14 protein-coding genes and 1 pseudogene are annotated in these 11,133 nt (G+C 72.2%); 4 read left to right on the forward strand and 11 right to left on the reverse strand.

The window, feature by feature from the left end; genetic code table 11:
* Positions 1–97 precede the first annotated feature (97 nt).
* Positions 98–439: an anti-sigma factor antagonist BldG gene (gene bldG / locus ABZ659_RS35200; protein WP_010986038.1), complete on the reverse strand. Its 342-nt coding sequence runs from the start codon at positions 437–439 to the stop codon at positions 98–100.
* 80 nt (positions 440–519) lie between these two features.
* Between bldG and ABZ659_RS35205 the strand changes: the two genes are divergently transcribed.
* Positions 520–3,309 carry a DEAD/DEAH box helicase gene (locus tag ABZ659_RS35205; RefSeq protein ID WP_360228872.1) on the forward strand — a complete coding sequence of 930 codons (2,790 nt, stop codon included), beginning with the start codon at positions 520–522 and terminating at the stop codon, positions 3,307–3,309.
* Here ABZ659_RS35205 and ABZ659_RS35210 read toward each other — a convergent pair.
* The 6 genes and pseudogenes from ABZ659_RS35210 to ABZ659_RS35235 all read right to left on the reverse strand — a co-directional run.
* On the reverse strand, positions 3,257–3,625 hold the full coding sequence (locus tag ABZ659_RS35210) for an Rv3654c family TadE-like protein (RefSeq protein WP_360228875.1): 369 nt from the start codon (positions 3,623–3,625) through the stop codon (positions 3,257–3,259). The genes ABZ659_RS35205 and ABZ659_RS35210 overlap by 53 nt on opposite strands.
* Positions 3,622–4,002, reverse strand: a complete 381-nt coding sequence (locus tag ABZ659_RS35215; protein ID WP_360228878.1) for a TadE family type IV pilus minor pilin — start codon at positions 4,000–4,002, stop codon at positions 3,622–3,624. Before ABZ659_RS35215 ends, ABZ659_RS35210 begins: the two co-directional genes overlap by 4 nt.
* Entirely contained in the window at positions 3,989–4,195 is a 207-nt protein-coding gene (locus tag ABZ659_RS35220; protein ID WP_360228881.1) for a DUF4244 domain-containing protein, read from the reverse strand. Before ABZ659_RS35220 ends, ABZ659_RS35215 begins: the two co-directional genes overlap by 14 nt.
* Positions 4,196–4,258: 63 nt before the next feature.
* Positions 4,259–5,071, reverse strand: coding sequence for a type II secretion system F family protein (locus ABZ659_RS35225; protein ID WP_360228884.1), 813 nt, complete (start codon positions 5,069–5,071; stop codon positions 4,259–4,261).
* Complete coding sequence (locus ABZ659_RS35230; protein WP_360228908.1) at positions 5,068–5,913, reverse strand: type II secretion system F family protein; 846 nt, start codon at positions 5,911–5,913, stop codon at positions 5,068–5,070. The genes ABZ659_RS35225 and ABZ659_RS35230 overlap by 4 nt, the downstream gene beginning before the upstream one ends.
* A gap of 11 nt (positions 5,914–5,924) precedes the next feature.
* Positions 5,925–6,293, reverse strand: a pseudogene (locus tag ABZ659_RS35235) (ATPase, T2SS/T4P/T4SS family); the annotation flags it as partial.
* 33 nt (positions 6,294–6,326) lie between these two features.
* On the opposite strand from ABZ659_RS35235, the gene ABZ659_RS35240 reads away from it, so the two are divergent.
* The 3 genes from ABZ659_RS35240 to ABZ659_RS35250 all read left to right on the forward strand — a co-directional run bounded on the left by ABZ659_RS35240 (position 6,327) and on the right by ABZ659_RS35250 (position 8,590).
* Positions 6,327–7,877: a recombinase family protein gene (locus ABZ659_RS35240; RefSeq protein ID WP_360228887.1), complete on the forward strand. Its 1,551-nt coding sequence runs from the start codon at positions 6,327–6,329 to the stop codon at positions 7,875–7,877.
* A gap of 10 nt (positions 7,878–7,887) precedes the next feature.
* The gene (locus tag ABZ659_RS35245; protein ID WP_360228890.1) at positions 7,888–8,148 is read left to right on the forward strand and encodes a hypothetical protein; all 261 of its coding nucleotides are present in this window, start codon (positions 7,888–7,890) and stop codon (positions 8,146–8,148) included.
* Positions 8,149–8,347: 199 nt separating this feature from the next.
* Positions 8,348–8,590, forward strand: a complete 243-nt coding sequence (locus ABZ659_RS35250) for a helix-turn-helix transcriptional regulator (RefSeq protein ID WP_360228893.1) — start codon at positions 8,348–8,350, stop codon at positions 8,588–8,590.
* Positions 8,591–8,972: 382 nt separating this feature from the next.
* Here the strand turns inward: ABZ659_RS35250 and ABZ659_RS35255 are convergent, their stop codons facing one another.
* From ABZ659_RS35255 to ABZ659_RS35270, 4 genes are all read right to left on the reverse strand, one after another.
* Positions 8,973–9,578, reverse strand: coding sequence for a hypothetical protein (locus ABZ659_RS35255; protein ID WP_360228896.1), 606 nt, complete (start codon positions 9,576–9,578; stop codon positions 8,973–8,975).
* Positions 9,578–9,931, reverse strand: coding sequence for a DUF6415 family natural product biosynthesis protein (locus ABZ659_RS35260; protein ID WP_360228899.1), 354 nt, complete (start codon positions 9,929–9,931; stop codon positions 9,578–9,580). Before ABZ659_RS35260 ends, ABZ659_RS35255 begins: the two co-directional genes overlap by 1 nt.
* A complete protein-coding gene (locus ABZ659_RS35265; RefSeq protein WP_360228902.1) occupies positions 9,928–10,164 on the reverse strand; it encodes a hypothetical protein in 237 nt (78 codons plus the stop codon). The genes ABZ659_RS35260 and ABZ659_RS35265 overlap by 4 nt, the downstream gene beginning before the upstream one ends.
* 104 nt (positions 10,165–10,268) lie before the next feature.
* Positions 10,269–11,133 (reverse strand): XRE family transcriptional regulator (locus tag ABZ659_RS35270; protein ID WP_360228905.1); only part of this gene is annotated, 865 nt, incomplete at its 5' end.

Consider the following 11,133-nt stretch of genomic DNA (forward strand, 5'->3'; position numbering starts at 1 on the left):
TTCCTCGAACGGAGTATCACCGTCGTACACAGATGCGCGAACCGCATGGCCGAGTGGATGTGAGAGTTCCTTCACGGACCGCGGTCCGGGCGGCGGGTCAGTCGGTGGCCGCCACCGCTTCCTCGACCGAGGTGTGGATCGGGAACACCTTGGTGAGGCCGGTGATACGGAAGATCTTCAGAATGCGCTCCTGGTTGCAGACCAGGCGCAGCGAGCCCTCATGGGCACGCACCCGCTTCAGGCCGCCGACCAGCACGCCGAGCCCGGTGGAGTCGAGGAAGTCCACGCCCTCCATGTCGACGACGAGGTGGAAATTCCCGTCGTTCACCAGCTCGACCAGCTGCTCGCGCAGCTTGGGCGCGGTATATACGTCGATTTCGCCACCGACCTCGACGACCGTACGATCGCCGACGGTACGGGTCGACAGGGACAGGTCCACGGATCCTCCAGCACCTTGCTATCGAGCGGTCGCCCCTTGTGAGACCTCGGCGAAGCCCCCGGGACGGTTCGCCAGCCGCGATGGCATTCAATCACTTACCGGCAGGCGTGCACGACGCCTTCGGTCCATTGTCCGTCACGCCAGTGACACACTCGGTGCCGATGGCCAAGAATCACCGATCCGATCGACACCCCGCGGACCTCGTGCCCCGCCCCGCGCCGGGCGCTGTCCTGGACCGCCTCGCCGCCGGGCAGAGCCGGTCTTCGCGCATCACTCATACGGAGCACTTGCCCCCGCGTGCGGGTCGCCATGCCGTCTGGCCCGATCGGATCCGGCCGGAAGTCATCGCCGCCGTCCAGGCCGCGGGAATCGAGCACCCCTGGGCCCACCAGGCACGGGCGGCCGAACACGCCCTCGACGGCGAGTCGGTGGTCGTCGCCACCGGCACCGCCTCCGGCAAGTCCCTGGCCTACCTCGTCCCGGTCTTCTCCACCCTGCTGGACGGCGCCGAGGCCCCCAACGGCCGGGGCGCCACCGCCCTCTACCTGGCGCCCACCAAGGCCCTCGCCGCCGACCAGTGCCGGTCCGTGAAGGAACTCTCACATCCACTCGGCCATGCGGTTCGCGCATCTGTGTACGACGGTGATACTCCGTTCGAGGAACGCGAGTGGGTCCGCCAGTACGCCACCTACGTCCTGACCAACCCCGACATGCTGCACCGGGGCATACTCCCGTCCCACCCCCGCTGGTCCTCCTTCCTGAAGTCGCTGAAGTACGTCGTCATCGACGAGTGCCACACCTACCGCGGCGTGTTCGGCTCGCACGTCGCCCAGGTGCTGCGCAGACTCCGCCGCCTCTGCGCCCGCTACGGCTCCTCCCCCGTCTTCCTGCTGGCCTCCGCCACCGCGGCCCAGCCCGCCGTCGCCGCCCGCCGCCTGACCGGGCTGCCGGTCGTCGAGGTCGCCGACGACGCCTCCCCGCGCGGGGAACTGGTCTTCGCCCTCTGGGAGCCCCCGCTCACCGAGTTGCAGGGCGAGAAGGGCGCCCCCGTCCGCCGCACCGCCACCGCCGAGACCGCCGACCTGCTCACCGACCTCACCCTCCAGGGCGTCCGCAGTGTCGCCTTCGTACGCTCCCGGCGCGGCGCCGAGCTGATCTCCGTGATCGCCCAGGAACGGCTCGCGGAGATCGACCGCTCGCTCGCCCGGCGTGTCGCGGCCTACCGCGGCGGCTACCTCCCCGAGGAACGCCGCGCCCTCGAACGCGCCCTGCACTCCGGCGACCTGCTCGGCCTCGCCGCCACGACCGCGCTGGAGCTGGGCGTGGACGTCTCCGGCCTCGACGCCGTGGTGATCGCCGGGTATCCGGGCACCCGCGCGTCCCTGTGGCAGCAGGCGGGCCGCGCCGGACGCTCCGGGCAGGGCGCACTCGCGGTCCTCGTCGCCCGCGACGACCCGCTGGACACGTATCTCGTCCACCATCCGGAGGCCCTCTTCGCCCAGCCGGTGGAGTCCACCGTCCTCGATCCCGACAACCCCTACGTCCTCGCCCCGCACCTGTGCGCGGCGGCCGCCGAGCTGCCCCTCACCGACGCCGACCTGCCCCTCTTCGGTCCCGCCTGCGAGGAACTGCTGCCGCAGCTGGAGGCCGCGAAGCTGTTGCGCCGCCGGACCAGGGCCTGGCACTGGACGCGCCGGGAACGGGCCGCGGACCTCACCGACATCCGCGGCGAGGGCGGACGCCCGGTGCAGATCGTCGAGGGCGGCACCGGACGCCTGCTGGGCACGGTCGACGCGGGCTCCGCGCACACCACCGTCCACGAGGGCGCCGTCCACCTCCACCAGGGCCGCACCTACCTGGTCCGCTCCCTCGACCTGGACGACTCGGTCGCCCTGGTCGAGGAGGCCAACCCGCCGTACTCCACCGTCGCCCGCGACACCACCGCCATCTCCGTCCTGGAGACGGACACCGAGATCCCGTGGGGCGACGGCCGCCTGTGCTACGGCTCCGTCGAGGTCACCAACCAGGTCGTCTCCTTCCTCCGCCGCCGGCTCATCACCGGCGAGGTGCTCGGCGAGTCCAAACTCGACCTCCCTCCCCGTACGCTGCGCACCCGCGCGGTGTGGTGGACCGTCACCGAGGACCAGCTCGACGAGGCCCGGATCAACCCCGAGATCCTCGGCGGCGCCCTGCACGCCGCCGAGCACGCCTCGATCGGTATGTTGCCCCTCTTCGCCACCTGCGACCGCTGGGACATCGGGGGCGTCTCCGTCCCCCTCCATCCCGACACCCTCCTCCCGACGGTCTTCGTCTACGACGGCCATCCCGGCGGCGCGGGCTTCGCCGAGCGGGCCTTCCACACCGCCCGCGCCTGGCTCACCGCCACCCGGGAGGCCATCGCCTCCTGCGAGTGCGACGCTGGCTGCCCGTCCTGCATCCAGTCCCCCAAGTGCGGCAACGGCAACGATCCGCTGCACAAGCGGGGGGCCGTGCGGCTGCTTACGGTGTTGCTGCGGGGGGAGACGGGGGAGACGGGGGCGGTGGGGGATGAGGGCGCGGGGCATGAGGGCGCGGGGCATGAAGGTACGGAGGTCGAGGACATGGAGGTTGGGGCCGCGGGGCACGAGGGTGCCGGGGTCGAGGACGCGGAGGGTGAGGGTGCGGGGGTTGAGACGGCGGGGCATGAGGGCGCGGTGGGTGAGGGCGCAGGGCACGAGGGTCCGGGGTCGAGACGGCGGGGCATGAGGGCGCCGGAGGGTGAGGGCGCGGAGGGTGAGGGCGCGGAGGGTGAGGGCGCGGAGGGTGAGGGCGCGGGCGTCAAAGGGATCCCGCCCACCCAGCCGCCCCCACCGGCCCCGCCCGTGCCCTGACCCTCGCCGTGAGCGGTCCCGCCCCCGACGCCACCGTCACCTCCGACGTCTCGCCGACGATCGCGCACCGCACCAGCCGGGTGCCCTGCCCCCGGGCCACCCCGTCGGCCAGGGCGCAGGCCGCGGTGGTGCCCTCGGCCCAGTGGTCCGCCGCGGCGAGCGCCGCGAGGTCGGCGCCACCGGCCGCACGGTGCCGGGTCACAACCGCCTGCCCCAGGGCGAGCGCCACGCCGAACACCACGCACAGGACGGCGATCAGACCGACGCTCCACACGGTGGCGGACCCCTGGTCCCGCCCACCCGATGTCGTCCTCACGGCACCTCCCCCACCGTCTCGTCCCCCACCGTCTCCTCCGCCAGCGCGACGGCCTCCTCCCTGACCTCGACGGGCAGCCCGGAGAGCAACGGCGGCCGGGCCACGACCGTCACCCGGACGTGGTCTCCCTCCCGTCCGACGCTGACCTCGGCACCGCGGGGCGCCACCGCGCGGGTCACTTCCAGGACGGCGTCCGCCGGGTCCTGCCGGGCCGCCGCGCGGGCGCCCGTCCTGGCCGCGTCCACGCACTGGATCTGCGCGGCCACCACCAACAGCCCGCACACCAGCGCCACCCCGAACATCACCAGCACCGGCAGCACCACCGCCGTCTCAGCCGTCACGAACCCCCGGTCGTCCCGGCGCTCACATCCGCGCATCGAGGGCCCGCTTCACCATGGAGTGCAGCTCCGCGCTCACCTCCGGGCTGGTCACCACCTTGTAGAGCACCACCGCGAAGGCAGCCGCCGCGACCAGGCCCACCGCGTACTCGGAGGTGGCCATCCCCGAGTCCCGCCGCGCTCCCCGCCCGCACACCAGCGCCCACAGCCGGGCGCGCACCAACTTCCACATGTCCCGTTCCTCTCCTCACGACTCCGTCAACCGCGTGTCCCGTGCCCTGCATGACGACCGCTCTCATCCACCACCCCCGCCCAGCACCTCACCCGCGAGCCCGATCACCACGGGCAGTACGCCGACCGCGATGAACGCGGGCAGGAAGCACAGCCCCACCGGCGCGGTGACCATGACGGCCGCCCGTCGCGCCCGTGTCGTCGCGTCGCAGGCCCACTGCGCGCGGGCGGCGGCGGCGAGGCGTACGGCGGGTTCGGCGGCGGGGAGCCCGGAGACGTCGGCCCGCTCCAGCAGCCGCGCCAAAGGACCGGCACCCGGCGTCGAGGTCAACCCGTCCCACGCGGTAGCCGGTTCGCCGCCGAGCCGCACTTCCGCGGCCCCGCGCGCGAGCGCCTTCCCGACGGGGCCTCCCAGGGCCTCGCCCACGGCCTGGGCGGCGATCACCGGACCAGCGCCCGCCGAGATGCAGGCGGCCAGGAGATCCGCGGCAAGGGGCAGCTGCCGAGCGGCCTCCCGCGCGTCACCGCCATCCCGCGCCCTGCCGGCCACCGCGGCCCGTAGCTGCCGCCGACGCCACTCCCACAGCCCTGCCGCGCCCACGCCGCCGATCAGGGCTCCCAGCACCCCGCCGACCAGCACCCAACCGGCGCACCCCACTGCGAGCAGGGGTAGCCACGACAGCCACGACCGGAGTGTTCTCCTAGCTCTGGTCGCGACGTCCGACGCGGCAGGCGCTTCCCTTGAGCCCAGCAGCCCAGCCAGTCGCCGCCGGACCCGCCGCTCGCGCCGCACCCCCGTCAGCCACCACACCAACCACCCGAGGACCAGCCCGGCGCCGCTCGCCATCCCCAGCCTGTGGATGACCGTCTCGGTCATGCCGCCTCCGCCCCGCGCACGATCCGCAGCACCCACCACACCCCGAGGCCCTCCAGCAGCCCTCCGATCAGCAGGCAGCCCAGGCCCGCACCGGTGTGCAGGAGGACATGCAGCGGATCGGCCCCGAGGGCCACGCCGAGGAGCAGCCCCAGGGCGGGCAGTCCGGCGAGCATCACCGCCGTCGCGCGGGCACCCGACAACTGGGCACGCAGTTCCGCGCGCCGGTCACGTTCGGCGCGGAGCGCCGCTTCGAGCCGGTCGAGACCGGCGGCCAGCCCGGCTCCCTGGTCCACGGCGACCCGCCAGCACGCGGCGAGACCCAGCAGCCCGTCGGCCCCCGGCTGTCGGGCCGCCGCCTTGAGGGCTTCCGGCACGTCGCCGCCGAACCGGGCCGCCGCCAGCACGGCCGCCTGCGCCTCGCCAAGCCCTCCGCTGTCCCGCTCAGCCGTCGGCAGCGCGGCACCGGGCTGGCGTCCGGCACGCACCTCACCAGCGAGCGCACCGCACAGCGCGATCACCGCGTCACCCCGGCGCTCCCGGGCACGCCGCTCCCGCCGGGCCGCCCGCACCCGACGCAGCAACGGCACCCCGGCCGCCCCCGCGACGACCGGCACCACCGAGGCTCCCCACAGCCCGAGCACCACCCCGGCGACAAGGGCCCACCACTCGGGCCGCAGCCGCCCACGGATCCGGCGCACCCCGTCGGCGAACCGCTGCCGACCGGGCGGTCCCGCCCCCACGGCTCCGCCGCCCGCGAACAGCAGCTGCGCCCGTCGCGCCCCGGAGTGCCAGCCGCCCATCAGCCAGGCCGCCGCTCCGGCGCACACCAGGGCCGCGACCATCGACATCTCCCTCACCCCGTGCACCACTTCGGTTCCTCCCCACGCTCGCTCTCCCTGTGGAGCAGCCCCCGCAGCCGCTCCCACCCCCGCTCACGGGCGAAGGCGTCCTCCGCCCACCGCAGCGCCGGCACCGTCCGCACCAGCCCGGAGGGGTCCCGCTCCAGGACGTGCACCTCGGCGATCCGGCGCCGCCCCGCCCGGTCCCGCACGAGGTGCAGCACCACCGACAGCGCCGCCGACAACTGGCTGTGCAGCGCGGCCCGGTCGAGCCCGGCCGCCGTACCAAGCGCTTCCAGCCGGGCCGGGACGTCCGCGGCGGCGTTGGCGTGGACGGTGCCGCAGCCGCCCTCATGACCGGTGTTCAAAGCGGCCAGCAGATGGCTCAACCTCCGTCACGCACCTACACTCCACGTATGGAGGTCTCGAAGCCCAAGAGGGCTGGCATCTACTGTCGGCTGTCGTACGCCCCAGACGGGTCGCTGGAGAAGGTGGAGCGGCAGGAGGCGGACTGCCGCGAGCTGGCGGCCCGGATGGGCTGGCCGGTGTCCGACGTGCACGTGTTCCCGGACAACTCGAGGTCGGCGTGGCAGCGCAACCGGAAGCGGCCCCAGTGGGACGCGATGCTGAAGGCGATCGAGGCCGGGGAGATCGACGCCGTCATCGTGTATCACGGTGACCGGCTGATCCGGCAGCCGTTCGACCTCGAGAAGCTGATCAGCATCGCTGACCGCAAAGGACTGCGGATCGCCTCCCCCTCGGGCACACGGAACCTGGACTCCGCGGACGATCGGTACATCCTGAGGATCGAGGCGGCCGGGGCGTGCCGGGAGTCGGACAACATCTCCCGGCGCGTGACCCGCGGCGTGCAGTCGAGGGTCGCCAAGGGACTCCCCGGCACGGCGGGCGGTAGGCGGCCGTACGGGTGGGGCGTGCAGACCGGTACCCGAGAGAAGACCGACCGTGCGACCGGGGAGACGATCACCGTGCCGGTGTTCGACACCACCAGGCCGGTACCGGAGGAGATCAAGGTGATCCGGGGCGGTGTTGAGCGGATGCTGGCCGGGATGAGTCAGAGCGCGGTGGTCCGCTGGCTGAACAGCCAGGGAGCGCGGACCACCGAGGGCAATCCTTGGACGGCCAAGTCGTGGCGCAACGTGATGCTGAACGCGCGTATTGCTGGCTACATCGAGCGGGAGGGCACGCTGCACCCCGCGCAGTGGGACGGCGCGATCACCCTGGAGACCTGGGAGGCCGTCACGAGTCTGTACCGCGACAACGCCGCGCGGCACCCGTACCGCGGCCGGGAGCGTACCCACCTCCTGACCGGCATCGCGGAGTGCTACCAGTGCCACAAGCCGGAGCGTGGCGGCTCGGCTCCGCAGGCGGGGCGGTGCACCGGGGTCGACTGCGGGGGGCCGCACCACACCGTGCGGTCGAAGCCATCGGGCGGCCGGAACCGCAAGCACACGCGGCTGTACTACTGCCCCGAGTGCCGCAGCATCGGCAGGAACCTCGCGCTGCTGGACGCCTACGTCGAGGGCAAGGTCCTCAAGCTGCTGTCGTCCCCCCGGTTCGCTACCGAGCTGCGCCAGGCTGTCGAGGACGAGAGCGGTACCGATCTCCAGACTCAGATCACGGCACTGGAGAAACGCCGCGATAAGACGCGCGAGGACCTGGAGGCATTGGCCGACCACCCGGACGTGGACCCCACTCTGGCTGTGCTGTCTGTCGCGTCGTTCGACCGGAAGATTGCCGAGCTTCGGGCACAGATGGCCACGTCAGGGAAGCTGCGGCGTCTGACCCGTGTGATGGGCATGAGCCGCGAGGAGTGGGCGGATGAGCCGGTTGATGTGCGTGCCACGGTGGTACGAGACCTGTTCCGGGTCGTCATCCTGCCGACCTCGTGGCGGGGCCCTGGGTTCGACCCGTCCAGTGTCCGGATGGAGCGCTGCCCGCTGGCCTAGACCGGTCCGGGTGCCCCTGGCAGGGGATCGCACCCTGGATGAGGCGGAAGTCAGAACGTTTCTGCTCGACGGTCTCAACATCTCGGTGTTCCGCCCGTACCGCCGCTGCCGCACGGTCCAGGGCGTCAAGCATCCGGCCGCGATGCTCGGGCTCAGGTTCCTCTCTCGCGACGGAGAGAGCGGTCTCTATTACGTCAATTCGGTCACCGAGACGCCTGAGCAGTTCCACGCTGAACTTCCTAACGCCGCATCACTTACGAACCGTTGTTGAAGGATCACCGATTGTGCCACTGGCACATACAACGGTCCATCGAAATGACTCGAACAGTCCCTAGCTGTCTGCTGCAAAGCGCGGACGATGCCGCCACGCGCTGCACCCGCCTCAGGGACCGGGGTACCCGCTTACAAGATCACCAAAAGCTGTATATATTCAGCCGACTCATGGTCGGGCAGGTCACAGCGTTTGTCGAGTGCCTCGCGACCTGCCCGAAAACGACGACACCTGGATGCGTGCCCGCCAGCGCGCCATCGGGGCAAGAGTGCGAGCGGAACGGCGACGGCAGAATTTGAGCCAGGAGGCGGTGTTCCTCGCCGCGGGTATCGACCGGCGCACCCTCCAGCTACTCGAAGCGGGGGACGGCAACCCGACCATCGCAACCCTCCTGCGGGTCGCCTACGTACTCGAGGTGGACCTCGCTGACCTCATGGGGTGAGCGGCCCTGGCCGGTGGTCAGGGGACCCTGCCGAGGCCCTCGGCGTGCCGGTCGCCGAGCTGGTGCGCTGAGCGGCCCCGACCGGGGTACGGGGGCGTCCCGGCCGGGGCCTGTCATGGTGGTCTGAGCTACCACTCGGCTCCACAGTCACGGCACCGGTACATCGCGCCGTCTGGGGTCGAGCCCTCGGGCAGCTGGTCCACGTTCGAACTGCCGCAGGTGCAGGTCATCGATGATGATCCTTTCGGGGTGAGGTTGACGTCAGGCTCCTGACGTCCTGGTGTGTTGGTAGCGGTCTGCGCGGGCGTCTCGTCGGGGGCGGTGACGGCCTGCTGGTGCATGGCACCGGACGGTCGACTGCGCCACTGCTGCGCGACGCGGCTCACAGATCCGCCTCCCCGCCGAGCTGGTGGCGCGCCTCCGCGATCAAGCGCGCCACCTTCAGCGGCGCGCACAGGACGCCCAGCGAGGGCATCGGCACCGACCAGTACGACGACAGCAGCGCGCCGTCCTCGGGGTAGCCGACAGCGTCCACGCGCGGTACGCCCATCCGCCAGCCGCGGCCGAGGACCTCCGTGTCCATGGACCGCCAGTCCTCGGCCGCCTCGGCCCAGGTCTGCGGGACACTGGCCGGGACCAGGACGTAGTAGCGGTACCCGTTGTAGGGATCGCAGATGACCGGGCCGCCCTGGAACGCCTCGGCCAGGAACGCGTCGATCGCGTGAGGGTCGTCCCGGGGCACGTCGACGCCAGCGACGACAGCCACCAGGCGGCCCGGGATCCGGACAGCCGAGAACTGGGTGCCGAGTGGCAGCAGGGCAGCCCCGAGCGTCTTCCACTCCGTACGGGCCTGCGCGCGCCCCGACTCGGACAGCGTCGACAGCAGCCACTGCTCGACGGCCAGGCGCTCATCGGCGGTGGGATGCAGCAGCACCCTGGCCGGTGTCTCGGCGGGAGCGCCCAGGCCCGGGCGCTGGTGGCCCGCCATCAGTCGCACCGGAGGTTCTCGTGGTGGTCGCACAGGGCCCACACCATGCGGGCGAGGCGCTGGGCGTGCGCGATGCCCGCGGGCAGCGTGGCGTTGAGGGGTGCCGTGTCGAGGCGTCCGCGGGCCTCCCTGACGGCGATCAGCGCGCACTCGCGCGGCGCGTCGTCCTCGGGCAGGCGCCGGGCCGCGGCCTCGACTTCCGGGATCGCCAGCATGATGTACCCACGCAGCTGGAGGGTGAGCGTCTCCAGCTCCTCCGCCATGGGCGGCTCAGCGTCCTCGGCGAGCAGACGACGCGCGGTTGCCCGCATCATGTCGATGTCGATCGGACGATGGTCGACGTGCGCTCTCACCGCACAGCCTCCAGCCCCCGGGGCGGCACCTGGGCGACGTAGCCCAGCGCCTCGGCCAGCTGGGTGAAGAGCCGCCGCGTCTCGGCGCGGGACATGACCAGGTCGGCGGTGCCGCGCAGGTCATCGACCGCGTACAGCGCGAGCGGCACCCGTACCTCACCGGTGGCCGGGACCGCGGTGGGGGGCTCGTGGCGGCGGACAGAGGCGTGCAGGCGCGCAGGCAGTAACTCCATGTCGGGCCCTTCCAGTAGGCGACTGGCAGCGGAGCGTCACCGTAGGTGCCCGAGCAACAGAGAAGGGGGACAGATTGTCCCCCTGTCCCTGGGTGTCCCCCTGGTCAGCCGGTGGCGATGCCTACCCGCTCGGCCAGCTCGCCCGCTTCCTTGCGCATGGCGCGCGGGGAGTGGCGCCAGAGGTCGGCGGCGATGTGCCGCGCGGACGGTGTGTAGGACACGGTCTCGGCGCCGATCTCGTGAGCCATCTGCATGACCTTCAGCGCTGCCGTGCGCTCGCCGCGCTGGAGGTGCCCGCGGGCGACTTCCACCCACAGCCGGGCCCGCCGCTCGACTGAGGGCATCGTGTCAGGGTCGATGTCATCGGCGAGCCCCAGCGCCTTAGCCGACTTGCGCAGGTCGGTCGCCACCGAGATCTCGTGGAAGTCCACGTTGGCCCGACCGAACACGGTCGACGGGTGAACGTAGTCGGCTGGCAGGCTCTTGGCGACCTGGTCGCCCTTGCCCCAGTACCGCCACGCTTCCCCCTCACGGCCCTCCCGGGCCACGGTGACGGCGGCGTGCAACTGGAGCGCGCCGTAGACACCGCGCCAGTCGTCCGGCGAAGAGTCCAGGTGCGGCCGGATCAGGTCGGCCGCCTCGTTGACGACGCGCAGCGCCTCCTCGGGATAGGAGGTCTCCCGCAGGATGTTGCCCATGTTCCAGGCGGCTGCAGCTATGGCGTCGGGCCGGTCGGCGTCCTGCGCGGCCGACAGCGCTCGGTCGGCGACGACCCACGCCAGTTCGGCGGGGGCAATATAGGCGGTGGCCTGGCCGGTGAGCCGGTACACGTCGGACAGAGCGACCAGGGCGGCCCGTCGTTGAGCCCCGTCCAGGGCACGCACTGCGGCCTCGGCGTCCCGGATCAGGCCCGGCAGCAGCGCCCCGACCTCGGTCCGGTTGTGCTCCGACGTATGCCAGAGCCTCCAA

This window comes from Streptomyces sp. NPDC006997, assembly GCF_040635175.1.
In the GTDB taxonomy this organism is placed as follows: domain Bacteria; phylum Actinomycetota; class Actinomycetes; order Streptomycetales; family Streptomycetaceae; genus Streptomyces.